This window comes from Frigidibacter oleivorans, from assembly GCF_003993775.1.
Classification (GTDB): domain Bacteria; phylum Pseudomonadota; class Alphaproteobacteria; order Rhodobacterales; family Rhodobacteraceae; genus Frigidibacter; species Frigidibacter oleivorans.
Genome location: NZ_RJRZ01000012.1, coordinates 18,459 through 41,708, shown reverse-complemented (window position 1 = coordinate 41,708; position 23,250 = coordinate 18,459). Strand labels below are relative to the sequence as shown.

19 protein-coding genes, 1 tRNA gene and 2 pseudogenes are annotated in these 23,250 nt (G+C 66.4%); 4 read left to right on the top strand and 18 right to left on the bottom strand.

Annotation, left to right across the window (positions count from 1 at the left end; translation table 11 throughout):
• Positions 1–25: 25 nt before the first annotated feature.
• The gene (locus EEY80_RS14315; RefSeq protein ID WP_235829856.1) at positions 26–1,342 is read right to left on the bottom strand and encodes an ATP-binding protein; all 1,317 of its coding nucleotides are present in this window, start codon (positions 1,340–1,342) and stop codon (positions 26–28) included.
• 283 nt (positions 1,343–1,625) lie between these two features.
• Between EEY80_RS14315 and EEY80_RS14310 the strand changes: the two genes are divergently transcribed.
• Together EEY80_RS14310 and EEY80_RS14305 are read left to right on the top strand one after the other, a co-directional pair.
• Positions 1,626–2,444 carry an MBL fold metallo-hydrolase gene (locus EEY80_RS14310; protein WP_235829862.1) on the top strand — a complete coding sequence of 273 codons (819 nt, stop codon included), beginning with the start codon at positions 1,626–1,628 and terminating at the stop codon, positions 2,442–2,444.
• Positions 2,445–2,626: 182 nt separating this feature from the next.
• Positions 2,627–2,701, top strand: a tRNA-Asn gene (locus EEY80_RS14305).
• A 258-nt stretch (positions 2,702–2,959) separates the two neighbouring features.
• Here the strand turns inward: EEY80_RS14305 and EEY80_RS14300 are convergent.
• From EEY80_RS14300 to EEY80_RS14275, 6 genes are read right to left on the bottom strand one after another with little or no spacing between them, the layout of a single operon-like run.
• The gene (locus EEY80_RS14300) at positions 2,960–3,304 is read right to left on the bottom strand and encodes a hypothetical protein (RefSeq protein ID WP_205749131.1); all 345 of its coding nucleotides are present in this window, start codon (positions 3,302–3,304) and stop codon (positions 2,960–2,962) included.
• Positions 3,301–3,543 carry a hypothetical protein gene (locus tag EEY80_RS14295; RefSeq protein WP_126977505.1) on the bottom strand — a complete coding sequence of 81 codons (243 nt, stop codon included), beginning with the start codon at positions 3,541–3,543 and terminating at the stop codon, positions 3,301–3,303. The genes EEY80_RS14300 and EEY80_RS14295 overlap by 4 nt, the downstream gene beginning before the upstream one ends.
• 4 nt (positions 3,544–3,547) lie before the next feature.
• A complete protein-coding gene (locus tag EEY80_RS14290) occupies positions 3,548–3,841 on the bottom strand; it encodes a hypothetical protein (protein ID WP_126977503.1) in 294 nt (97 codons plus the stop codon).
• On the bottom strand, positions 3,838–4,155 hold the full coding sequence (locus EEY80_RS14285) for a hypothetical protein (protein ID WP_126977501.1): 318 nt from the start codon (positions 4,153–4,155) through the stop codon (positions 3,838–3,840). Before EEY80_RS14285 ends, EEY80_RS14290 begins: the two co-directional genes overlap by 4 nt.
• Entirely contained in the window at positions 4,155–4,619 is a 465-nt protein-coding gene (locus EEY80_RS14280) for a DUF5681 domain-containing protein (protein WP_205749130.1), read from the bottom strand. The genes EEY80_RS14285 and EEY80_RS14280 overlap by 1 nt, the downstream gene beginning before the upstream one ends.
• 37 nt (positions 4,620–4,656) lie before the next feature.
• Positions 4,657–5,397, bottom strand: coding sequence for a hypothetical protein (locus tag EEY80_RS14275; RefSeq protein WP_126977499.1), 741 nt, complete (start codon positions 5,395–5,397; stop codon positions 4,657–4,659).
• Positions 5,398–5,626: 229 nt separating this feature from the next.
• Between EEY80_RS14275 and EEY80_RS14270 the strand changes: the two genes are divergently transcribed.
• The gene (locus EEY80_RS14270) at positions 5,627–6,001 is read left to right on the top strand and encodes a hypothetical protein (protein WP_126977497.1); all 375 of its coding nucleotides are present in this window, start codon (positions 5,627–5,629) and stop codon (positions 5,999–6,001) included.
• A 159-nt stretch (positions 6,002–6,160) separates the two neighbouring features.
• Here the strand turns inward: EEY80_RS14270 and EEY80_RS14265 are convergent, their stop codons facing one another.
• Positions 6,161–6,514, bottom strand: a complete 354-nt coding sequence (locus EEY80_RS14265) for a hypothetical protein (RefSeq protein WP_126977495.1) — start codon at positions 6,512–6,514, stop codon at positions 6,161–6,163.
• A 227-nt stretch (positions 6,515–6,741) separates the two neighbouring features.
• On the opposite strand from EEY80_RS14265, the gene EEY80_RS14260 reads away from it, so the two are divergent.
• Entirely contained in the window at positions 6,742–7,557 is an 816-nt protein-coding gene (locus EEY80_RS14260) for a hypothetical protein (RefSeq protein WP_235829855.1), read from the top strand.
• Positions 7,558–7,947: 390 nt separating this feature from the next.
• On the opposite strand, the gene EEY80_RS14255 is transcribed toward EEY80_RS14260, so the two are convergent.
• From EEY80_RS14255 to gpJ, 10 genes and pseudogenes are all read right to left on the bottom strand, one after another.
• Positions 7,948–9,198 carry an AAA family ATPase gene (locus EEY80_RS14255; RefSeq protein WP_205749129.1) on the bottom strand — a complete coding sequence of 417 codons (1,251 nt, stop codon included), beginning with the start codon at positions 9,196–9,198 and terminating at the stop codon, positions 7,948–7,950.
• Positions 9,199–9,419: 221 nt separating this feature from the next.
• On the bottom strand, positions 9,420–9,749 hold the full coding sequence (locus EEY80_RS20515) for a helix-turn-helix transcriptional regulator (RefSeq protein WP_235829854.1): 330 nt from the start codon (positions 9,747–9,749) through the stop codon (positions 9,420–9,422).
• A gap of 427 nt (positions 9,750–10,176) precedes the next feature.
• Complete coding sequence (locus tag EEY80_RS14245) at positions 10,177–10,368, bottom strand: hypothetical protein (RefSeq protein ID WP_126977491.1); 192 nt, start codon at positions 10,366–10,368, stop codon at positions 10,177–10,179.
• A 240-nt stretch (positions 10,369–10,608) separates the two neighbouring features.
• Positions 10,609–11,949: a tyrosine-type recombinase/integrase gene (locus tag EEY80_RS14240; protein ID WP_126977489.1), complete on the bottom strand. Its 1,341-nt coding sequence runs from the start codon at positions 11,947–11,949 to the stop codon at positions 10,609–10,611.
• A gap of 1,612 nt (positions 11,950–13,561) precedes the next feature.
• Positions 13,562–16,100: pseudogene (locus EEY80_RS14235) on the bottom strand (baseplate multidomain protein megatron); the annotation flags it as partial.
• Positions 16,079–16,195 (bottom strand): annotated as a pseudogene (locus tag EEY80_RS20770) (DUF3883 domain-containing protein); the annotation flags it as partial. The pseudogenes EEY80_RS14235 and EEY80_RS20770, both read right to left, overlap by 22 nt.
• A 61-nt stretch (positions 16,196–16,256) precedes the next feature.
• Positions 16,257–17,069 (bottom strand): DNA adenine methylase, encoded by an 813-nt coding sequence (locus EEY80_RS14230; protein WP_205749128.1) that lies wholly within the window; start codon positions 17,067–17,069, stop codon positions 16,257–16,259.
• A gap of 137 nt (positions 17,070–17,206) precedes the next feature.
• On the bottom strand, positions 17,207–18,019 hold the full coding sequence (locus tag EEY80_RS14225) for a hypothetical protein (RefSeq protein WP_126977487.1): 813 nt from the start codon (positions 18,017–18,019) through the stop codon (positions 17,207–17,209).
• A gap of 1 nt (position 18,020) precedes the next feature.
• Positions 18,021–19,727 carry a hypothetical protein gene (locus EEY80_RS14220; RefSeq protein ID WP_126977485.1) on the bottom strand — a complete coding sequence of 569 codons (1,707 nt, stop codon included), beginning with the start codon at positions 19,725–19,727 and terminating at the stop codon, positions 18,021–18,023.
• 129 nt (positions 19,728–19,856) lie between these two features.
• Positions 19,857–23,246: a TipJ family phage tail tip protein gene (gene gpJ, locus EEY80_RS14215; RefSeq protein ID WP_126977483.1), complete on the bottom strand. Its 3,390-nt coding sequence runs from the start codon at positions 23,244–23,246 to the stop codon at positions 19,857–19,859.
• Positions 23,247–23,250: the final 4 nt, after the last annotated feature.

The window sequence follows — 23,250 nt, the reverse complement described above, 5'->3', positions numbered from 1 at the left end:
GCGATCCGATCCGGGTCGGCGCGCCCTAGCGCGGCAGCACGATCTCGGCCTTCAGCCCGCCCAACCGCTCGCTGTCGCCAAGGCGCAATGTCCCGCCGTGGCTGCGCGCGATGTCGGTGGCGATGGCAAGGCCCAGCCCGACGCCGCTGCCGGCATTCTGGTTGCGCGCGGTATCGAGCCGCGAGAAGGGCCGCAGCGCCTCGTCCCGCCGCGCGCGGGGAATCCCCGGCCCGTCATCCTCGACCGAAAACACCACCGCCCGCGGGCTGAGCGTCACGCCGACCTCGGCGCGGCCGCCATAGCGCACCGCATTGCCCACCAGATTTTCCAGCGCCCGCAGGATCGCCTGCCGCCGCAGCGGCACCGTCGCCTCGGCCTCGGCCCCCGCCGAGACCGGCCCCACGGCCACCGGCTGCCCCCCCCGCGACCAGCGTTCCACCAGATCGGCCACCAGCGCCACGGGATCGGCCGGTTCCGGCTCGCCATCCAGCGCGTCGCCCCGCGCGAAGGCGAGGAAGGCGTCGACCAGCGCCTCCATCTCGGCCACGTCGCGGGACATGGCGGCCGCGCTCTCCTCCTCCGGCAGCATCGCCAGTTCCAGCTTCAGCCGGGTCAGCGGCGTGCGCAGGTCATGGCTGACCCCCGACAGCATCAGCGTGCGCTGTTCGATCTGCCGTTCGATCCGCGCCCGCATGTCGAGGAAGGCATGCCCCGCCGCCCGCACCTCGGTCGAGCCCGAGGGCCGGTAGGGCACCACCCTGCCCCGCCCGAAGGCCTCGGCCGCCAGCGCCAGCCGCCGTACCGGGCGCAGCTGGTTGCGCAGGAACAGGAAGGCGATGAAGGTCATCAGCAGGCTCGTCACCGCCGTCACCACCACCAGCTGATGCGGGTTCGAGGGCGAGACGCGCCGCCGCTCGAAGCTGACGGCGAGCAGCCCGTGCCGGGTGTCGATCGAGACCGTCACCGGCCCGCCCGGCACCAGATCGACCGCCCGCACCCCCGCCACCTCGTCCTCCAGCGTCTCGATCACCGTGCGGCCCGACAGATCGGTCAGCGCGCGGCCATCGGTCAGCGGACCGCCGGCCGGCAATTCGGCGCGGACGCTGGCCGAGGGGCCGAGATCGCGCAGCACCTCTTGCGCGGCGGGCAGGTCGGGCGCCGCCTCCACCGCCTCGGCCAGCGCCTCGAGCCCCGAGGCGAGCGAGCGGGTCATCTGCCGGGTGACATCCTCGTAAAGCCGTTGAATGACCGCCACCGACAGGACAATCTGCACCGTGACCACCGGCACGACCAGGATCAGCGCCGCTCGGCCGTACAACCCCCGCGGCAGCAGGGGCCGCACCGGCCGGCGCCGGGACGGCGGCGGGGCAGGCAGGGCCGGGGCATCCGGGGCCGAAGCCGGGTCCGCCGCGTCGGGGGCAGCGCCGGGGGCATCATCGGGGGCATCGCCGGGACGGGCCGCAACGGGAAGGGGATCACGCGCCATGCGACCGAACCTAGCCGCAGAGCTGCGCCGGGGAAAGACGGCAGCGCCGGAAGACGGCGGGTCCGGCGGCGGCCGGCCGCCCGCGCTGGTGCAGGTCGCGCCCGGCCTGCGGCGGGTGCTGGCCCCCAACCCCTCGCCGATGACGCTGCACGGCACCAACAGCTGGATCCTCGGCGAAGGCCGGGTGGCGGTGATCGATCCGGGGCCGGAGGATCCCGCGCATCTGCGGGCGATCCTGGGCGCGCTGGCCCCGGGCGAGACGGTGAGCCATATCCTCGTCACCCACGCGCATCGCGACCACGCGCCGCTGGCCCGGGCGCTGGCCGCCGCGACCGGCGCGCCGGTGCTGGCCTTCGGCGACGCCACCGCCGGCCGGTCGCAAGCGATGGCGCGGCTGGCCGCCGGGGGCCGCGCCGGCGGCGGCGAGGGCGTCGATGCCGGCTTCCGCCCCGACGAGCGGCTGGCCGACGGCGAAACGGTCGCCGGCGCGGGCTGGAGCCTGACCGCGCTCCACACCCCCGGCCATATGGGCAACCACCTGTGCTTTCTCTGGGGCGAGCGGCTGTTCAGCGGCGATCACGTGATGGCCTGGTCCAGTTCGCTGGTCTCGCCGCCCGATGGCGACATGGGCCAGTACATGGCGGCGCTGGACCGGCTGGCCGGCACGGGCGCCCGGGTCGCGCATCCGGGCCACGGGCCGGACGTGACCGACCTGCCCGACCGCATCGCCGCGCTGGCCGCCCATCGCCGCGCGCGCGAGGCGCAGATCCGCGCGGCACTGGCCGAGGGCCCCGCCACCGCGGCCGCCCTCGCGGCACGGCTTTACGCGGACACGCCCGAGGCGCTGCTGCCCGCCGCCGCCCGCAACGTCTTCGCCCATCTCGTCGACCTCGCCGAACGCGGCCTCGCCCGGCCCGAGGGTCCGGTCGACCCCGACACGCGCTTCGGGCCGGGGTAAGGGCGGCGCACGGGACGGGTCCGGGGCGGCGCGGAGCCGTGCAGCGGGGCCGTCCGGACCCGGCGCATGGCGGCCCGTTCCCGCGCCCCGGCGCCTGTCGTGCTGCCGAAACGAAGCCGTCGAGAAAACGTCGCAAAGCCTCTGGACACCCCCCCGCCCGGCCGCTATATCCGCCCCCGTGTTCCGGCGTAGCTCAGCGGTAGAGCAGTTGACTGTTAATCAATTGGTCGTAGGTTCGATCCCTACCGCCGGAGCCAAAAATCCCAATAAAAGCAGGTAGTTAGCGGTAGGTCAGTGACCGTTGCCGACCCTGCTTTTTGCGCTAGCAAGCCTTTAGCAAGCGGGGCAAAACGAGAACGCCCCGGACTCGCGCCCGGGGCGTACCGTTGCGAGCGGCAGAGAATGACCGCCGACGGCTGGCTCCGTTCGATTAACGAGGGACGGTGGCCTTGTCCTCGTCGCGGGTGGTATGGCGACCCGCGCCCCGTCCGGCTCTTCTCCACAGCCTCGCGGGTTTAGTCATCAGCGCCCTTGCAGCGGTTGCAGAGGCGGATGCTGACCACATCGACAGACCAGAACGGCTTCTGGCACTTGAGGCAGACATGCCACCCGACGCGCCGGACGATTCGGGGTGGGGAACGGTCGTGGTCCAACACCGGCTCGCGCCGCACCCCGCCATCCCATGCCCACGCCTCGGAGGGCGGTTCCTCGAACCCCTGCCAATACTGCCCGGCCCGCGTCTTCTCGGGTGCGGTGGAGACGGGTGCTGGCTTGGCGGTGCGCTTGGGTGCGGGCTTCGGGACCGGCGCTGTGGGGTTCGAGGCGCGCCACGCGACCAGCCAGTCGGGCTGCTCGGTCATCGCGTCCACACCCGGTTCCCGCCGCGCCGCCACTGCGCCCATGTACCGTCGCGCTCCCACCGGGCGAGGCAGTCAATCGGAAAGTCCTTCGCCAGCTTGCCCGCCTCCATCTCGGCGCGGCACTCAGCCTCGAACTGCTCGAACGTCCCGTAGATCGCCGCGAACGGCGAGAGCTGCGCGGCGGTGCGGTCCCGTTCCAGCTTTCGCACACGGGCAAGGAGCGATTGCGTGCTGGGCATGTGGTCACCCCGCGCCTCCCGCCGCTCTCACTGCCGCCCCCAGCTCCCGCAGCCCCGCCAATGCGCGGTCGCGCTCGGCGAGCCGCGTTCGCGCTGCGTCCTCGGCGCGCTGCCCGATCAGGCGTTGCTCGGCGGGCGTCACCGTGTTGTCGGGATCGTCGCGCATGGCCTCGCGGCGGAAGAACCGCCCCGAGTGGAAGCTGAGGCCGGTGTGGTCATCCTCGCTGGCCTGCGCCCGGTTCGGTTCGGGGTCAGCGGCCTGTGCCGGGGATAACCACATCGCGGCGCGGGCGCTCATTGGTAACGCCCCTCGTAGGCGGCGATTGCCGTCTCGCGAACGTCTTGGGGAAGCTCGCCCCAAAGCTCGGTCAGCGAGTCCTTGTTCCGCTCGACGTACTCCCGCGCCGTGATGGGCAGGAGTGTGACCGGGTGGTGCTGCCAGGTCGCAATCTTCTTTGCGAAAGCCAGCACCTCGTCGTAGCGCCTCAGCGGGACCGTATGCAGGTCGCTCGACCCGGCGGGCGTGCCAATGATGACAACCACAAACCGATCTTGCGGTGTCGGTTCGTAGGCAACGACCATGCCGCCGTTCTCAACGTGATGGACCGGCATCAGTTCACCTCCCGCGCTTCGAGTTGGATGATGCGGGCTTCTAAGTCCTCGGTGGCACGCACGCTGCTCAGCGTGCTAATGGCATTGATAATCATCTGCCCCACATCCGGCGGCACCTGACCGGCAGCTACCGCAGCAAGCACAGCTTCGATCTGCTTCCCAATGGGTAGCTCGGGGTCGAAATCAAACTCGACCCGCTCGGTTTGCGAACGCAACGGCGGCAGAAGCCTCGACAGGACAAGCGATGCCGCCTGCATGTCCCCGGCAAGCGCTGCGTCGATCACCTTGCGCGCGACAGCGGGTCCATCGTCCCGCAGTTCGCGGGCAACCTTGTCGCGGCTGCTCAGCGACCCCTTCGGTCTACCCGCCGGGTTGCCGGACTGCCCCTTCCGCCATCGCCCCGGTGCGGGCGAGGTATCGGGGACAAAGCCCTGCATCCATGTGGGCTGGGCTGCATCTGTCATGAGACCACCTGCATCAACAGTTTCAGTTCAAGGCGGGTCAGGCGTGCTGGGCGTAGACCTTGGCACTGGCATCGCGCTTCTTGCGAACCTCCTGTGCGGTCACGTGGCGCATCGGGCCGCCGTGTTCGTTCGGGATGGCGATGGTCCCGACCGCTTTCGTCATTTCTGCGAACAGCGTCTGACCGCGCTTCATCATCTCGGCGCGCGCTTGCGTCAGCACCTTGAGACGGTTAGCGGCAACCGGGTCGCGAACCTCGTTGTACCGGCGCAGCCAGATCGCGTGCAGCTCGGGCGTCATGCCGCTAAGGTAGTGAGGCCCCCCGAGGATGCTCGACAGGGTATCGTGATCCCCACGGACCATCGCGTCGTCCAACAGCTTGTCGCGTTGTTCCAAGCTCAAGCTCTTGGCGTGGGCGCGGACTTCGCCGGAAATCATCTGGCTGGCCTTCGCGACGACCGGAGCGCTGAGCGCAGTTTCGAGCGAGGCAATGGCTTTGCCGAAGTTCTGGTGAACGCTGTCGAACTGCCGGGTCACGGCGGCCAGCTTGGTCTGTGCGTGATCGTCTGCCCGGAGCAGCGCAGCTTCCCTCGTCAGCGTCGGGTCGGCATCAGCCGCAGCCTTCACATCGTGAATGCCCGCGATGAACTTGTACGCAGACTTTAGCGTGTCAACGGCGGGGGCGATCACCGCACGGGTGTCGTCGTCCAGCCCGTCGAGCGTCGACAGGCTTTCGGGATGCAGGCTCGGTGAAATTCGGGTGTCGATGTGGTCGGACATGGTGTGGGAAACCCTGATGTGGCTTGCTGTTGCATGGCTACACTAGCTGTTAACCCCCGGCCGGTCTCCTGATATTTGTTTTAGATCAATGCGTTACGTCAAATCCTCCCGTTGATTGTCAATCTTTGGGGCGCATGAAACCGGGAAAAGTGCGGTGCGCTGTTCACAGGGAGATTCCACGGCTTCCGCATATGTGCGACCGTTAGGTGCCAAGCAGCAGGAGAACATTATGTCCCTCGACTATGTCTGCGAACGTTCGCATCGCTCGATCAACATGCTTTGCATTCATCCTTCCGCGCTGAGGGTTCGGCTGGCAGACGCATGGGACGAGGGCATGTCGCAGATCGCGCCGTCCGAAATCCCCGAAGGCTGGGACAGCGCGAGGTTGCTGCTTTCCACGCTCCGGGCGGAGTTCAACCGTCGAGAGGACAGCAGGTCCGGCAATGCCCGCGCCAGCCTTCGGCGTCGGCATGACACAACCTTGGTGGCGCTCGCCAAGAAGATGGTGTCGCTAGATGCGTGGTTCCAAACCATGTTCGAAGCTCATGGGCAGCAAATGACCGGTGAGAAGCAGGGGCACAGCCGTCGCACGGACAGCGCGTAGCGCAGCGCTACAGCGGGGGGGTTACCGCGCCGCTACCCTGGCACCCCAAAACCGCGCTCACCCCCTACAGCACGCGCTGCGGTGCGGCAGGGGTGCGAAAGCAAACGGGGCGCTACCCTGCGGCAGCGCCCCGGTGCGGGACAAGTGGTGGAGCTGGGGCTACGCGGCGGTGAACTGCTTCCAGCGATAGAACTGGACGTTCAGCGTACCCGTCGCCCACCCGCGCTCGGCAGCGACCGCCTTCGCCTCCTTGAGCGTCGGTGCCCTGCCGTTCTCGGCCAGCATCCCGTCCAGCGCGGTCCACACCGCATCCAGCTTGCCCCCGGCACGCGGGCGGATGATGCCGTTGCTTTCGACCTTGACCTTGATCGGGGCGGGCTGTTCGTCGGTGTGGGTAACCACACCCGTCAACGCGGCGCGCATTCCGTCATTGTCGAGGTTGGCGTAGCTGATCCCCGCCTCCTTGCACGCGGCGCGGAGCTGGGCCTTGTTCATCGTGGCATAGTCGGTCATCGGTGGTTCCCTTTCTGTTCTCACCTACGACCTACATCACATCAGCCTGCGCGCCTGTCTCCGACGAATTCTGCAAACAGGCACGCACGCGCACCGGCACCATAGTGACAAATAGTTCCCTCCATTGCGTCCCAAGCACTTAACGATGCCCTGCCGGGCTACTTGCTCGATGCTTGACAAGGATCAACTCTCAGAGACACTCTCGCAAGAAATGCAGGAGCCGTGATATGTCCGAAAAGACCAAGAAGTTCGGAGAGCAGCTAGACGCGCTTATCACGAGAGGCGATTCGTTGCGGATGGCCATTCAACACGACTGCCATCCAAAGGAATTTGAAAAACAAGTCTCAGAAGCGTTTAAAGGCGACGAAGACAAGATCGAGAAGTATCTCAAAGATTTGCCGGACTTCAGATCCAGCTATCAAGCATGGTACTCCGAAGCGCAGGCCGTAATCAAACAGGTTATGCCCGACCGGCTTGCGGACTTTATATCGTACTTTGAGTACCCGCGCGTCCGAAAAGATATAACGTTCCAGAACTATATGATTAGAGATTACTTGCAGGGGCTAAAGATCACTAGAGCAGGGTACGAAGTCGTAGCGGACGGTTCAGCCGCAATCCCAGAGTTCGTTCAGCAGCTCAATCTAGTTAAGGCTGCAAAAGCAACTCTAGATTCCGCTCTAATGGACCTAAAGGCCGTGTTGCAGGCGGATCTATTTGACAGTGAGATTGAGACCGCGGGCGCGCTCGCAAAAGCAGGCTACCTCCGCGCTGCCGGGGCAATATGTGGCGTGGTGTTAGAGAAGCACCTTCACCACGTTTGCGACACCCACAATATCAAGGTCACAAAGAAGAACCCGTCTATCTCTGACCTTATTCAGCTCTTGAAGGACGGCGGTACGATAACTGTTGCGCAGTGGCGGTTCATTCAAAGCCTAGCCGATACTCGCAATCTGTGTGACCACGCAAAGGGGCGAGAACCTACCAAAGAGGAAATTGCTGACCTTTTGGCTGGGACGGAGAAAACGATGAAGCAGGTATTTTGAGTCCACCGGTCGCAAGCCAGAGTCAATCAAACCCCCGGCCGCGAGTCGCGTTGGCGCTTATCGCTCCCTAGCCGGATGCTGCGGCGCGCGTGGATGACCACACCGGCAACGGATGCAACGGGTTAGGTGCCCGGTGCGGTTGATACCCGGTCAAGTGGACGACCATTACTCAGTTATTAGGTCTGCGTAATGCCGGTAACGCACCAAACCGCCCTTCGTGCTTCCAAACCACATTTCGGCGTAAAAGCTGACATACCCTTTAATTGGTGCGTTGCCCTATAGGGGCTAACGCAGCAACGCACCAATGGCGTTGCGCTTGCGTGCCCGTGCTCCTTGGTACGTTAACGCGCCAATAACGCACCAATAACGCACCAACGCACCAATCCTTGCTCATGTGGTCATCGGTAATTCAACCGGACGCAAATAGTGATGGGCACCCCCTCTGCCGCCGCCGCTGTCCTCTTTGCTCAAGCGATCCTGCGCCAACAGCCGCTTCACGGTTTGCCTTGTCACCCGCTGAGGCAACACCCTTGCATCTTCGAGGGTGTTTTGGGTGTGCTTGCGCCCCGCAACCCATTCGGCTTTCAGAAAGTCGAACACCTTGTCATCGGCAATTTGGTTCACCTTCTTAGCACCCTCGGTTTCGCCGACGTGGTCGTACCGGGTGAACGTGTAGCGGTGGCGCTTGAGGTAAATGTCGGGCTGCGGGGGGCACCACGTCAGCTTCGGGCGCGCCAGCACAAACCCTGCGTCCTCCCCTTCCAGCACGTCGCCCGTCGCGCTGGTCCATTCGTCCGCACCGAGGCGCTGCAATACGTGCATCATGCGCGCACCATCTGCCAATGCGCTACCTCCGCGCCCGCTGTACTGGTCGGTCGTCTTCTCGCGGGCGTTTTGCTTGCCGGTGTGGTGAACGTAAAGCACGCCGCACCGCGCAGTATTGCGAATGTGCCGCGCGGCGTCGATCAGCCCTTGCTCAGCATCGTTCACGCGGCTCTCGCCCACGCCAAAGGACACCATCGGGTCAATGATGAGCAGCGAGGGGTGCAGGAGCGCCACCTGTACGACCAGCCGGTCGAGGTATCCGCTCGGGACCACCACGTCCTTTTCCACCTTGGTCAGCTTGATGCCCCTGCCGGACACGTCCGTGATGATAATTTCATTGCGGACGGTTTGCATCTCCTGCTCGGTCAGCCCCAAGTCGTAGCTCATCTGTCGTAACCGGGCGACCAGCGTTTCCCGGCTGTCTTCGGCGGTCAAGATCACCACAGGCCCCGGAGCCGCCACCATGTGCCCGAACAACGGTCGGTCCAGCACGATGTGTATGGCTTGGAACAGGAGGAGCGTCGTCTTGCCCGTCCCGCCAGGGGCAACGAACACACCCACGTCCTCGTAGAACCAGCGGTCCACGATAGAGGGCGGTGCGGTGCGCGCATCGCGCCACTCGTCCGCCGAAATCGGTCCACCCAGCGTCAGCGGATTTGCCCTATCTGAGAGGCTTGCAATCTCGCGCAGGAACGAGCCGGTCAGCGTAATCGCCGGGAACTGGCCAGCAGGCACCTGCACGTCCGCTTTCGGTCCGTCAGCCCAGAAGGAGCCAATCGCGTTACCTCGCCCATCCGCACTCGGAATGTCAGCCACGGCGCACCTCCGCCGCGCCAATGCACGAATTGGGTTTACGCCTGTAATTGAAGCGCTGGCCGTGCAGCGCGGTATCGGGTAGGTTTCCCATTGTGCTTGTCTCGCTATGCAAGGTGGGATTGCGTTGCTATCGCCCGGGAGCTGGTCACTTCCGGGCGATTTTATTGGCGGCGCTCACTGCGGGCTTGCTGCGGGCGGCTCAGGTCCAAATTCGGCAGCAATTACCTGCCCCCGCCATTGATTGACCGTAAAGCGTTCGCGGAATACTCGCTGGTACTCCCGGCGCTGTGCTGTTCGATCCACTCAAGAACATCACCGAGCCGGTAACGCACGGGCGATTGGGCAGTCGAACCAAGTTTGATGAAGCGCGGTCCCTTGCACTTGAATCTCCATTGCTCGAGAGAATTGTTCAGGATGCCGAGCATCGCGGCGGTCTCTTGCGACGTAAGGAGTTTGTTGGGATCGGGCGCGCGATAGGACGCGGTCTCGGTCGGCGGAATAGAAGCCGCACGGTTCCCGTTCATCCACGGAGGCGTAATGGTGTCAGACATGCTTTCGGTCCACAGCTGGCCAAAACCGCTCACGGCGGTTCGGCACGTTACGCTGTGGTCACCAGCACCAGAGGAACACCCCTTGGCAGAGTGTCCGGGTCCACGGGTTGGAAAACCCTACTCCCCGACTAACGGAGACGGTACTTCTTCTTTTGTGCCGCGCCCCGCTCTGGCCCGGCCTTGGGAAGCTACAATAAGATGCCTAATTCTAGCAAGCGAAAATTGCACGCGTTCTGCGGGTAAATGCGGTTGCACGGCCACCCCCAAAATCTCGCGCTACAGCGGGGGTAAGCTGGGGCCGCTGGTAGGGTAGCTGCCCCACCCTTCTCAGCACCCCAGCGCGCGAAAAACAGGGGTGCCCGGCGGTGCTGCACACCGAGGGCGGGAACCGCCCCGCCGAAGCGGGGCGGCGCGTATCCGACGGTGCTTACTCCGCAGCGACAGTCGGAACAGGGTGCGGCGGATTGAGGCGATTCTGTTTTGCCAAAATGGCCTTGTTGAACTCATGCTCGACAATGCGCATGAATGCGCGCGAACCATAGCTCATATCCGGACTCACATTGAAGCATTCCCACAGCTTCACGGCCACGTCCTTGGCCTCACTCGCAATAAGTGCCATATCGTTTCTCCTTCGCCCAACAGGACATTAATTGTCGCCGCCTGAAATGCATAAAGCAGGCGGACGTGCGGTTTCTGATTTTGGGGATGTCTGCCGTATCTTGTTTCTGCGGCAGTGAATTATCTAACCGACTCAGGCAAATCATCGGCCGTTAAAATGAATCACAAAAGAACAGCGCGAGCAAGTGTTATTCCTGCTCGCGCTTTCAACAGTGGGTTTTTGAGCTTTGAACGATGCCGGTCAGGCGGTAGCCCCTAGCTGCACGACGTTCTTCCCCGCCGCGACCGCCGCCTTCTGTTCGATCCAGCCGCCGATTTGTTCAGTCTCGGGGTGCAGCCAGCGCAGGTCGGTCAGGTCAAGGTACGCGCGGCTGGTCACATCCTCTTGGGCAGGCTTGTGACCGATCAACAAATCGGTGCGGAATTTCTCGATGCGCAGCTCGCGCTGCGAGATGTTGGAAAGCGTCTTGCGCAGCCCGTGCGCACCCACGATGCGCCCAGCCAGCTTGTCCACCTCGGCGAGCACCGTGCGCGGATCGGTGATATGCCCGTCCTTGCCCCGGCTGGGGAACACATGGTCATTCCCATCCACCCGCTTGCAGGCGTCGAGGATGGCAACCGTGGCGGATGACAACGGCAACATGATCGGCTTGCCCTGCTTCCGGTCCCCGAGGAACCAATACGACCTGGCGGGGTCTTCGCGGTCGATGTGAACGTCAGTCCATAGTAGCTTGGATGCCTCCCCTCGGCGGCAACCTGTGGTTAGCAGGAACATCACGAAGTTCACCCCGGCCAGCACATCACGGTTGCGGGCGGTCTCGCGCGCGGCGAGCAGCATGTTCCAGACCGCGCCCACCTTGTCGAAGGGAACATAACGGTCGGTCCGGTCCCCCAGCGGTGCCCAGTGCCGCTTCATCGCACCCACGGGGTTCACCGGGATTAGCGGGCCACCGTCCGCAAGCTGATGCTCGTCCGCGGCGTAATTCAAGATGATGCGCAAGACGACCATCGCCGAGTTGGCGCTGGCCGGTGCCCCGCCCTTCCGCTTCTTCCCCTTCAACCCGCCGCGTACCAGTTCCGCGTGCCGCTCGCGCACCATGTCGCGGGTTATGCTGACCACAGGCTTGTCCGCCCAGTCCTTGAAGGTCTTGTCGATGAAGAAGCGATACCAGTCCTTCGTGCTCTCCTTTAGCTTGCCCGGCCTGCCAAGGTAGCTGTCGAACACGTCCTTGAGCGTGATGCCTTCCAGCTCCTGCTTCTTCTTCGCGGCTTCCTCCTGCGCCTTCTTCTCCGCCTCCACGACGCGCGGGTCGATACCCCGGCTCATCGCGAGCACCAACTCCCGCGCCTCGTCCCGTGCGCGCTCGACCGTCAGCGGACCATAGGCGCCCACCGTGATCCGCACTGCGGCGCTGGCACCACCTTTGATCCGACGCTGAACGATGAAGATGCGCTTGCCCTTGGGGGTCACCTTCAAGCCGAACCCGGCAATGTCGGTGTCCCAAAAGAAGGCGTCTTGGTTGCTAGCAACCACCTTGTCGACGAAAGTTTTGGTGAGTTTGACGGTCGTTCTGTCGGACATAGCAAAATTCCCAGCAAGCAAATAGCAAACGGTTGCGGTACGGCTGCATAAAGCTACGCTCGGGCAGGTTAGTCGGTCAAGTGTATGATTTTAATAAACAAATAAAGCTATACCGGGGTTATGCAAAGCTGCGTAAAGGTGCGCGGCCCGATACTGTTAATCAATTGGTCGTAGGTTCGATCCCTACCGCCGGAGCCAAAATCCCTCAGACATAGGCAAAACGCCTTATTTCATTGGGTTTCCCACCATGTGACCTCCGACCAGAGTCGGAGCCACCTGTGCACGTGCACAAATTGGTGCACAAACGCGTGCCCGAACCGGTGCACCACCGCGACTCCCGGATGCCCTGGAACCCGTTTCGGAGGCTGCCTGCATGGCCGGAGTCGCACACACCCCCCACCTCGAAAAACGCCCTTCGGGCTACTTCTTCCGGCGTCGTCTGCCGAAGGCCTGGGTCGAGATATCGAACCCTGGTCAAAGTTCGGCCATCTGTCTCAGCCTTCGGACCGACGTCCTCTCCGAAGCGACATGCCGCGTCCGCGCCCTCACGGCGCTCACGGACCTGGCCGTCGCGCTGACGACGGAGAGACCGGTGGATCATCTGAGCCCCGAGCACGTGACATTGCTGACCGAATTGGCGCGCTGCCGGATCGCCGCCCACGAAGCCCTGCGGGCGTCGGCCGAACCGCGTTCCGAGGCGGCGGCGAATTTCGCGGCGCAGACCGAGCGCGCGACCCAGGACATGCTGCGCCGAGCCCTGGCGCTCGGCGACCGATCCCCGGTCACGGACCCCCTGCGCGAGATGGCGAAGCAGTTCGGCGTAACCCTCGACGAGACCAGCTCGGACTGGCGTGCCCTCGCCTTCGAGGCTCTGCGGGTCATGCTGGACGTGTCGCGCGAGCGAGAAAAGCGCGAGGTCGGGACCTACGAAGACGTGACGCCGATCTTCCGGTCGGTCATGGCGAGCCGGTCAGCCTCCCCCGCTGCCGCCCTGCCCGTGGCTGCCTCCCGATCGTCCGCCCCCGCTCTGGCCATCCCGGCAGCAGCCGCATCGGCCGCGACCTCCATCGCCGTGCCGCCCATGACGGCAGCTTCCACGCCACAGCCGGCAACGGAGGCTGCCGCGCCTCTTCAGGCGCCGGTCGACTCGGCCGCAGCCCCGGCCGCGAATGCGGCCACAGTGCCGGGGGCACCGGCAACGCCCCAGCCCGCGGCCGGGGACGCGTCCCCGGACACCGCGGCCAAGGATGACGACACCGCGTTCCGGATCAAGCTGCGCCCACCGCTCCTGAAGAACATCGACCTGCGGGACCTGTCGCCCGAAACGCGGGAAGTCGTTCTCACAAAGCCCCGGGGCATCACGCTTCTCGAGGGGATCAAGCTCATGAAGGAGCTCAAGATGGCCGGATACGGAGACGACTTCTCCATGGAGCAGACCGGCGATGCCGATGCCGGCAAGAAATGGACGTCCAACAGTGGCAGCAAGGCGAATGTCGCGGAAAAATTCTGGGTGGAGTTCGTCGGAGATGTCCCGTTCGAAGACGCAAATCGGGATCACATCCGCGACGCCCTGAAGATCCTGCCCGAGCTGCCCTTTCAGCATTCCAAGGGGCGGCGCGCCCCAATCGGCGGTCTGCTGGGCGGCGGTGTAGACCGCGCTGGTGGTGGCGGTGCTCAGCACCCGCTTCACGGTGGCGCCGTCGAGGATCTCGACCTCGTAGGCTTCGATCTCCTCGGCCAGCGGCACCTCCAGCCCGCCCCAGCTGTCGGCCGCGAGTGCGCGCGACCGGCGCGTCCAGCGGATCGCCAAGTCGCCGGGTGTGCGGGGTTTTCGCCACGGCTGCTCGACATGGGCGACGGAGAACGGCCGCAGTCCGATGCCTGCGGGCGTGAAGGCTTGCGCCACGTAGGTCTCGTCGCTGACCGGGCGGCTCGCCGGGCCGATGCGCCAGTTCCACGGGATGCCGAGATCGGCCTCGGCGATTGGCAGGGACGCCAGCGCGGTGTCCAGCACGACGACCCGTGCGCCTGCCGGAGCTGGGTTGCCCATGGCGCCCTCGGTGCCACGCTGGCCGCGAAGCAGGCGCGTCAGGCTGTAGCGTCCCGGCGCCAGCAGCTCGGCCGCGCCCGCCTGCACGATCTCCCAGACGCCGGGCGCGCTCTCGATCGCGAGTGCGTTGGCACCGCCGAAGAGCGTCAGGTCCGTGACGCTCTCCAAAGTGCCGGTCAGCAGATCGACGACCAGAGCATTGCCGAGGTCGAAGCGCGAGGTGGGGCCCGGATAGAGGTCGGAGACCAGCGCGCCGATCCTGGCACGACTGCCGAACGTGGTCAGCAACTCGAAACCATCCATGGAGGGGCTGCGAAACACCGCCATTTCGCCCGGCCAGGGAGCCGCATGCGCGGCGACAAGCGGGCGATGCGCGGGCTGGTCCTCGGTCAGCTGCGGCAGGTCCATCAGCACCGCATCCGGCGCGCCGAACACCACGGCCCGCGTCAGTGAGGCTGCGCGGGGATCGCCAGGCGGTAGGTCGTAGGTCGCGCGGTCCGAGCGCACCGCCTCGATGCCACGCGCCTCTGCGTCGGCGATGGAGACGAGCCGCAGGTCGACCAGCCGCCCGTCATGCTCCAGTCGGATCGCGTCGGCTGGATCGAGCGCAAGGCGCGAGGGCGGCAGACGGAACGCCGCCGTCTCGCGCCCCACCCACGCCTCCATCAGAGCGCGGCGGCAGCGCCGCTCGGCTTCCTCGGGCGGCACGGCCATCGGGAAAGACTCGGAGGCGATCCGGGTCGTGTCCACAGTGATGCGCCGCGTCTCGACGAGGGCGGCGTCGTAATCCTCGTCGGCGCGGGCGACCTGCCACTTCAGCGCCTGCGGCAGTTCCGTCTCCTGGCCGCGGGTCAGTTCCAGCAGGTCGCCCTCGCGGGCGGCCACCAGATCGTCGGGCGCGAGGGTGGCCACAGAGGCCCGGCCGCGCATGACGAACCGGATCACACCCTCGGTCTCCACGGCGTCGAAGCCGAAATGCCGCGACAGTGTGGTGATCGAGGCGCGCGGGCTTTCGAGCGCCGTGATTGCGTAGCCTTCGACCGCGCCCCAGAGGCCGGTGACGTCGATGCGGGACTCAGGCAAGCCCGCGCGCAGGCAGAGATGCCGGACGAGCGCCGCGAGCGACACCGCCCCCAGCCGTCCGGTCAGCCAGTGGCCGAGCCGCCAGTTCGCCCCGTCGGTCCAGACGTCGGTCAGCGCCGGGAAGAAGGGATAGGGCCGCGCGTCCCAGGTCCAAGGCGGCGCATTCGGGCACATGCACCATCCGACCGTCGTAAACGGAGGACAGCGGGTTGTTCGCGGCCTCGCCCCACCAGAGATACGTTGCCTCCAGATAGGCCCGCTGGATCGCGTCATCGCGCCAGCCCCGCGAGAAATGCGGCGTGAAGCTCTCCGACGACTTCGGGTCGAAGAAGACGTTCGGCTGGTTCGTGCCGCGGTCGATGGCGGGACAGCCGAGCTCGGTGAACCAGATCGGCTTGGCCTCCGGCACCCACGCGGTCGGCGTGCCGCTCTCCACCCCGCCGGGGCGGTTGTAGTGCGGGTTCGACCACCAAGCGCGCAAATCCTTGTAGCGGAACACCCACGGCTTGGCCGCCGCGCCATCGGTGACGGGGGTCCGCACCTGCGCGGATCGGTCGGCCGCGCTGGCGTAGAACCAGTCGTAGCCCTCGCCGCCCGCGATGTTCCCCTGCAGGTAGGCCCGGTCGTAGATGGCGGGCCAGCCCTCCTGCGCATCGGCATGCTCGAACCCGTCGCGCCAGTCCGAGAGCGGCATGTAGTTGTCGATCCCGACGAAATCGATCTCCGGGTCGGCCCAAAGCGGGTCGAGATGGAAGAACACGTCGCCCGAGCCGTCGCCCGGCTGGTGCCCGAAATACTCCGACCAGTCCGCCGCATAGCCGATCTTGGTCCCGGACCCGAGGATCGACCGCACATCCGCAAGCAGGTCCCGGTAGGCCTGCACGGCCGGATAGGTGGACGCGCCCGAGCGGATCGTCGTCAGCCCCGGCATCTCGGTTCCGATCAGGAAGGCGTCCACCCCGCCTGCCGCCGCGCAGAGATGGGCGTAGTGGAGCACCATGCGGCGCAGAGCCCCTTCAGCACCGCGCTGATATTCTGGTGCTTGAACTCGACGGACCCCTCGGACCGGTCGTTCAGCAGCGGCAGCAGCGCTCGGCGATGCTCGGCCTTGCTGTTGTAGCGTGACAGCTAAATTTGCAGTGTGTGACAGCAGAAGTTGCAGCAGAGCGGTTTTCTAACCGCCCCCGCCATTGATCAGCAGCTCGGCCGCCCCCGCCGCTCCTTTCCCCGCCACCGTGTACGTCGTCCTCACCCCCTCGACCCGCGCCCAACCGAACATCTCCCGCACCTCCGGCACGTCGTTGATCGACAGCAGGAACTGCCCCTGGATGCCCCGCAGCTGGTCCGCCAGCTTCTGGAAATCATCGCGCCCGAACATCGCCTTGCCGTAGTCGTCCTCGCTGCCCCAGTAGGGCGGATCGAGGTAGAACAGCGTGCCCGGCCCGTCGTAGCGCCGGATGAAGTCGCCATAGCCCAGACACTCGATCACCACGCCGGCGAGGCGGGCATGCAGATCCTCGAGCATCGGCTCCAGCGTGGTCAGGTTGAAACGGCCGGGTCTGTCCTTCTGCACCCCGAAGTTCCGGCCAGAGACCTTGCCGCCGAAAGCGGTGCGCTGGAGGTAGAGGAAGCGCGCGGCCCGCTCCAAGTCGGTCAGGGTTTCGGGGCGGGTGTCGACCAGGCGATTGAACTCGGTGCGGGTGGTCAGCTGGAAGCGCAGCACCTCCAGAAACTGCGGATAATGGCGCTGCAGGATGCGGAAGAGGTTCGCGACGTCGCGGCTGTAATCGTTGATGACCTCGGCCCGCGGCCGCAGCGCGCGGCGCAGAAAGATGCCGCCCATCCCGAGGAAGGGTTCGGCATAGGTGGTGTGCGGGATGCCCTCGATCATCGCGCAGATGCGCTTGGCGAGGTTGCGCTTGCCCCCGAGCCAGGGCGCGGGTGGAGACACCGGTTCCACCGGCGTTAAAGGGCTGTTCAAGACCATCAGAATCGTGCCTTCATGCCGCTCCCTCGCGAGGGTGGGGGCGGCCATAAGCTATCGCTGGTCGGCGGGGGACGGCCTCAATCGGTCCCCGTGTCGGGAGGCGTTGGCGCGCCTCCCGGCCCCTCGAGGGGGCAGTATCAGGCGGCGAACCGCCCGGCATTCGCCGCGATTTCCGCTGCGAGATAGGCGTCGATGTCGAAGTTTTCCGGGTCGATCTTCCGGATGCGCACCCGGTGCACGGTGCCCTTCCATCCCGCCACGTAAGACCCAAGCCCACCGATGATCGGATCGAAGTTGGCGCCGACTTGCGTCACGCTATTGAACGGATAGGCCGTGTCGGCGCCGGCCGCGACCAGCTCGTCATCGCGGTAGAGGAGCTTCTCGAAGGTCCCGGCCGACTTGCGCCGGCAGAGGATCGTCAGCAGCACAGGCACATCCGGCGTGACCGTCGTGCCGAACCGGGTACCGCTGGTCGCCGCGTTGACCGCAGCCGTGATCGTGTTGCCGGTCTCGAAGAGGAGCGACCACTGATGCTGGCTGGAGTTCAGGTAGGCGTGGCCGATGATGCTGCTGAGGGAGGTGCCGCCCGCGCGATGCGTGAGCCAGGTCGAGATCAGCAGCGATGCCTCCGAACCGAGCTGGGCGAGGTCGAACTGCGCAGGAGGCAGGTATAGCCGGCGGGTGCCGGCGGCAGGATCGAAGACCAGCCCCTTCGCGGCCTCGACGCCGGTGAAGGCGACCGCCCCGGCGTGGCCGGCGTCCTGGTCGAAGATCAGCCCGGGCACATCCGCGCCCGCGGCGATCGTGTCGGCCTGGTCCTCGAGCGCGAAATCGAACAGCGCCAGATCGCCGGCCATCACCTGACCATGAGGATCGGTCTGCAGCCCCGGCAGGTTCAGGACGGCCGGCTCGGGAATTTCCCAGTCGGTTGATTGCAGGATGATTGCCATGTCACCAGCCCCTCGCTTGGATTTGACGTGCCTGATATTGCGCGGACATCTCCCAGCCCACGTCCTCATAATGGACCCCGTCGCTGCTGATCAGTGTCCGGGGGATCGTGTCGGAGGCGATGTCGTCGAGATCGTCGGCAGTGATCTCGGCGATCAGCCCCTGGTCGAGCGCGTCGTAGATCGCGTGGTCGATCATGTATCGGCGCATGTCGCAGAAGTTGGCGCCGAAGGTCGCCGCCAGCTCCTCGTTGAAGGCGGTGATCTGCGTGTGCGCCGTCGTGCCGACTCCCTGGCCGACACCGGTATGGACCGACATGATCAGGAACCGCTTCGAGGCAGGAGACATCCAGCGCACCATCGCCTCGATCCCCTCCCGTGCCTGCACGATAGCTTGCCGGCTGATGAGGCTTGACCAGTCGTTGCGGCCCGACTGGATGATCTGGGTGAGCGGGCGGGCATAGATCGCCTGATCCAGGGTGACGACGCTGTCGTTTGGCACCGCCAGCGCATCGCCGAGCGAGGCGAGGCGCAGGGTCCAGCGCAGGCTCGGATCGGAGTTGTCGCCATCGGAGTACCGGCGCAGCACCACCGGGACCCCGAGCAACGTTCCGGCACGCGTCGAGCTGGTCTGGTTGTTGTAGGGGTTGGCGGCGGGCCGCCCGTCGAGCGGCGAAATCGTTTCGGAGAACGGCAGCAGATCGGCTTCGGAGCCGTCGCCGGGAATTGTCCCGCCGACGACGCGGACTGGTAGCGGCAGGCCCCCCTGCAACTCGCCGATCGCGCGTGTGGTCATGCCACCCACGGCATATCGTTCCACAGTGCGACCCAGCCTGGTCGCCAACCGCGACCGCACCGCCTCCGGCGACATGCTGTCCCCGAACATGGCGATGGTGGCCGACGGGATCAGTCCGGCGGCGACGGGGTCATAGGCCGCCAGCGACCCGCCCAGCTTGGCGAGCACCTGATTGGCCATGTCCTGCGACACGCGCATCCGCGCCTCCCCGGTCGCCGGATCGAACCCGAGCAGCTCGGCCCGGCCGGCGAAGATCCCGGGCAGCGGCGCAGAGGCAAGCTGCAGCAGCCCGGAGGATCGGGCAACCACGTCATTCAGTTGCACGGCGTCGGCCAGCTGACCGGTGGCGGCCGCCTCCGCCACGAGCGCGGCGAGCGATGCCGGCGACAGCGTCAGGATCGCCCGTCCCGCGCCGTCGAAGGTCAGGATCACGGCGCCGTTGGCCGACATGATCGCCGGCGGCCCGGCATAGGCCGGAACCGACCGCAGCACTGCGACGCGCGGCGCGATCTCGTCCACGTCGGCCTCGATCTCGTCGACCTGCGCCTGCGGCGCCTTTGTCGCCAGCGCGTCGGCACTCGGCACCGTCTCGACCAGTGTCGCCACCGGCCCCGCGTCGTGACGGTAGATGTAGCTCGACACGGCCGGGTCGGTGCTCAGAAGCCGGAAGAAGTCGCCCTCGTCGGTGCCGGCCAGACCGGCGGCTGTGCTGTCGAAGCGTGGGGCGTCGGCATAGGCGGCGGCGGTCAGCGCCGCGAGGTCGGAGATCAGCGGATCGAGTGCCTCCGGCCCGATTTTCGCGGCCAGGGCCTCGGCCAATGCGCCAGCGGCCGCCAGCTGGGCCGCGAGGTCCGAGACTGCCTGGCGTCCGGAGTTGCCGTCCCGGTTGCCAAGCACCTCGTCGATCAGCGGCATTGTTGCGCCGCCCACCTGCGTCGTCGGAACGCCTGCAGTTGCCATGTCTCACCCTCGGCCCGAAGTGTCGCCGCATCCTGCGGCGAGACGGGCACGCGATCCGCCCGCAAGCACCTGCGGGGCCGGGCTTCAGAGGATGGTGACGGGGACCGGGCCGGTCGTTGTGCTGGGGGCGCCGTCATCGTTGACGGTCTGCACCCAGTAGTCGTAGTCGCCCGGATCGATGGCGGTCGCGCTGTCCTGCCAGATGGCGATGTCGGTGACGGTGCCATCGAAATCCGCGCTGGCGACAAAAGCAAGGCCCGTGTTCCCGGCGGCGGCGACCAAGGGCTGACGCTGCAGCCCGTCTTCTGTCACGGCCGATCCCGCGACCGTGGTGCTGCCCCCGATGAACTGCGGGGTGACGCTGCCGGCGGTGCGGCCGCCGACCGTGAAGGAGAGGTGATAGGTCGCGCCAGCGACGGGTGGGCGGGCCTGCGACAGGATGCTCTCGGCGCCGGGTGTATGGACGGCGGCCCCCCCGATTCCCGGCATGCTCGCAATGGTCCAGCCGCCGGCGGCGGTCCAGTCGTCGGCCGTCGCGAAGTCGCCGTTGGTCACCAGATTGCGGCGGGTGCCATCGCCGTCGATACGCTCCAGCGTCTGCCCCGGTGTGGCGGCGTAGGTGCCTGCGAAGGCGGCGAAGTTCAGCGTGCCTCCCGCCGGCACCCGATACACCCATATCGACGTGATCGTCGGGTCGACCGGAACAGCGACCGAGAGGCGGGCGGCGCCATACCCGCCCTCCACGACGAGCGCACCATCCGGCACCGCGGGAGGCCAGGTCCGATCGGCGGTCACCGGCGCCGCGACCACCGGTGTCGGCGGCCCCACGGTGCCGTCGATCCCGACGGCACGGGCCCGCAGCTGCACGGTTTCGTCGCCGTCGAACGGGCCAAGGCTGGCCGTGGTGGCGACCGGGATGACGCCGGTCGCATAGTCCGGATCGGTCGCCACCCGCCAGTCGAGTTCATAGGCCTGCAAGAGGGCCGTCTCGCCCGCAGCAGGCGCCAGCTCCACCTGCAGCCGATATTCATAGTAGCCAGGTTCCTCGTCGTTCTCGCCGACGTTTGTCGCGGGATGCCAGATCGTCGACGAGCGCAGCGCCACGAACTGCGGCGCAAGCGGGGTCATGGTCCCGTCGATCACGCTACCTATCCGGCCGGACCAGTCCGGGATCTCGGTTTCGGCCAGGATCGTGTCGATCTCGGGCGCGGCCGCGACCATCGTCAGCACCCGCGTATCGCTCTCGCCTGCCTGCACCCCCTTGACGATCATCGCGGCCGAGACTGCCCCTACCGCCCCGAAATGCACCAGCTCGCCCACCGTCGGACGAAGCGCCGGCAGATCGGCCGGATCGACCAGCTGGACCAGGCGCGACGGCCCGGCCCGCCAGACCAGGTGCCGGACCGTCGACTGGCCGAGCACGTCCTCGTCATCGGCATAGGTCCGGTACAGCAGCGCATAATCGGTGCCCGGCTCCATCTCCAGCCACTCATCCAGTTCGACCAGATCGCCCAGGACGCGGGTGACCCGGGCGGCGTGCTGGCGCTGGTCCAGCACGTCGGATGACAGCATCACCTGGTCGCCGCGTGTCGCCACTTGAGCCCGTCCCGACTGGACGACCGGGATCTCTTCGGGTCGGTGGATCAGGCAGAGCTGCAACCGGCGCAGCTCGCGCCAGACCTCGGCCGGGTCCGTCTTGCCCGGCATCTCGATCATCTCGGTCAGCGTGACGTCGCCCTCGTAGCCGGGCCAGATGCATTCGCGCTCGGCCCATTCGTAGTCGTTCGTGGCGTCCCGGAATCGCGCGCGGAAAGCGTGCGGCGGATCCATATAGCTGCCGGTGGCGCGCAGCTCGGCCGAGTTGCGCGGCGACAGGTGATCGACCGAGATTTCCTGCGGCCGGTCGATGACGACGCCCCACCGAACCCCGTCATGGCGCCAGGTGGCCCGGCCTGCGCGGCAGACAGTTGCCAGCGCCTCGCCGAAGCTCTGCGCATCCTCCAGCACATCGTCATAGTGCAGGCCCTGCGCCACGCACCAGGCGTACCAGTCCGCGATCTGGTCGAGATCGATCTCGGCATCGGGGACCGGGAACGGGTTCTGCGGCCCTTGAAGCAGGCGCAGGAATGCCGAGGCCGGATTGCTGTTCGGCACCTCGGCCGTCCAGGCCGTGCCATCCCAGTGCGGCCCGTAGCGCTCGCAGATCGCGGTGATCTGATCCAGGCTGCCGTTGAGCTGCGCGGTGGCCTTGACCTTCAGCCCCAGCAGCGCCAGCGGCACCGGACTGTTGATCGGGTATTCGGGGCGGATGGTCTGGATCGCCACCAGCTGCGTGACATCGAAGGTATCGGGATTGAGCCGCTCCTCGGTCATCCGGGTGACCTCGATCTGCCAGCGGCCTCGGGTCGGGAACACCCATGTATGCGAAGCATAGATCACCTCGTCGGTGCTGTCGGAGATCGCCAGCGTCGTGACCTCGGTATACTCGTCCCCGGCCAGGCGGTGCCTGATGCGGATCTGGATGTCCTTCGAACTGATATCGCCGTCGCTGTCCTTGATCCGCCCCAGACCGCGCGGAAATCCGATGATCACCGTGCAGGCCCAGGCCTCGATCGCGGTCCAGCGCTCGACCGGCGTCTCGACCGGCGGCTCTCCCTCGATCACCTCGTTCTGATCGTCGCGCGGATAGGGGCGCGTCAGCTCGATGTTGGTGGCCTCCTCCAGCACCTGGCGCGGGTAGAGGTAGATCGGCTCGTCTCCGGTCGTGCCCTCCCGCACCTCCATCACCAGCTCGTCATAGTCCTCGAACGGGGTCTGCCCGATCCGCCATTCCGAAAACCGGACCCGCCCGGCGCCGGCCGTCAGCACCCCACGGTAATGCAGCTGCCGTCCGACGATCTCCATGTAGGGCGGACAGATCCACGGCAGCGCGTAGCGCAGGCGGCCATGCAGGTCCGGCAGCGGCTGGTCGGGCCGCTGCTCGTTCTTCCAGCCGCTGATGGCATAGCTGGGGTCCTTCTCGTGCTCCTTGGGCTGCGGAACCGGCACCAGAGCATTGACCAGTGCTGCCCCGACGATCGAGGCACCGGCGGTGATCAACCCGGCGGACAGCTTCACGCCCAGGCCGGTGGTGCGGGCGAGTGCCGGCGCCCAGGCCTGTCCGAGGCTCACCGCGGCCGCCGTGACGATCAGCGACAGGATCGAGCCCAGCCGGCCATCGCCCGGCACCACGCGCAGCACGATGGTGACGCCGGGGTGCGGGCGGGTCCGGTGCCAATGCTCCGGCAGGACCGGCGTGCTGCCGGCCTCCGTCACCATCTGCAGGCGGATATGCCCCAGATCCCGCGCACCGCTGCCCGGGAGGGCGGCCGCGACGATCTCGGCCAGGGTCAGCCCGTGGGGCAGATCCAGCACCCGCCGGCCGGCCCCGGGGTCCAGCAGCGGCAGGATCAGCACAGGCGTTCGAAGCGGCATTGAT

Excerpts from the sequence above, each read along its gene's own strand:
- EEY80_RS14220 (WP_126977485.1), bottom strand. The coding sequence starts at position 19,727 with ATGCCGCTGATCGACGAGGTGCTTGGCAACCGGGACGGCAACTCCGGA.
- EEY80_RS14240 (WP_126977489.1), bottom strand. The coding sequence starts at position 11,949 with ATGTCCGACAGAACGACCGTCAAACTCACCAAAACTTTCGTCGACAAG.
- EEY80_RS14275 (WP_126977499.1), bottom strand. The coding sequence starts at position 5,397 with ATGTCCGACCACATCGACACCCGAATTTCACCGAGCCTGCATCCCGAA.
- EEY80_RS14300 (WP_205749131.1), bottom strand. The coding sequence starts at position 3,304 with ATGACCGAGCAGCCCGACTGGCTGGTCGCGTGGCGCGCCTCGAACCCC.
- EEY80_RS14245 (WP_126977491.1), bottom strand. The coding sequence starts at position 10,368 with ATGGCACTTATTGCGAGTGAGGCCAAGGACGTGGCCGTGAAGCTGTGG.
- EEY80_RS14295 (WP_126977505.1), bottom strand. The coding sequence starts at position 3,543 with ATGCCCAGCACGCAATCGCTCCTTGCCCGTGTGCGAAAGCTGGAACGG.
- EEY80_RS14280 (WP_205749130.1), bottom strand. The coding sequence starts at position 4,619 with ATGACAGATGCAGCCCAGCCCACATGGATGCAGGGCTTTGTCCCCGAT.
- EEY80_RS14290 (WP_126977503.1), bottom strand. The coding sequence starts at position 3,841 with ATGAGCGCCCGCGCCGCGATGTGGTTATCCCCGGCACAGGCCGCTGAC.
- EEY80_RS14225 (WP_126977487.1), bottom strand. The coding sequence starts at position 18,019 with ATGGCAATCATCCTGCAATCAACCGACTGGGAAATTCCCGAGCCGGCC.
- EEY80_RS14265 (WP_126977495.1), bottom strand. The coding sequence starts at position 6,514 with ATGACCGACTATGCCACGATGAACAAGGCCCAGCTCCGCGCCGCGTGC.
- gpJ (WP_126977483.1), bottom strand. The coding sequence starts at position 23,246 with ATGCCGCTTCGAACGCCTGTGCTGATCCTGCCGCTGCTGGACCCCGGG.
- EEY80_RS20515 (WP_235829854.1), bottom strand. The coding sequence starts at position 9,749 with ATGTCTGACACCATTACGCCTCCGTGGATGAACGGGAACCGTGCGGCT.
- EEY80_RS14260 (WP_235829855.1), top strand. The coding sequence starts at position 6,742 with ATGTCCGAAAAGACCAAGAAGTTCGGAGAGCAGCTAGACGCGCTTATC.
- EEY80_RS14310 (WP_235829862.1), top strand. The coding sequence starts at position 1,626 with ATGACGCTGCACGGCACCAACAGCTGGATCCTCGGCGAAGGCCGGGTG.
- EEY80_RS14270 (WP_126977497.1), top strand. The coding sequence starts at position 5,627 with ATGTCCCTCGACTATGTCTGCGAACGTTCGCATCGCTCGATCAACATG.
- EEY80_RS14285 (WP_126977501.1), bottom strand. The coding sequence starts at position 4,155 with ATGCCGGTCCATCACGTTGAGAACGGCGGCATGGTCGTTGCCTACGAA.
- EEY80_RS14230 (WP_205749128.1), bottom strand. The coding sequence starts at position 17,069 with ATGGTCTTGAACAGCCCTTTAACGCCGGTGGAACCGGTGTCTCCACCC.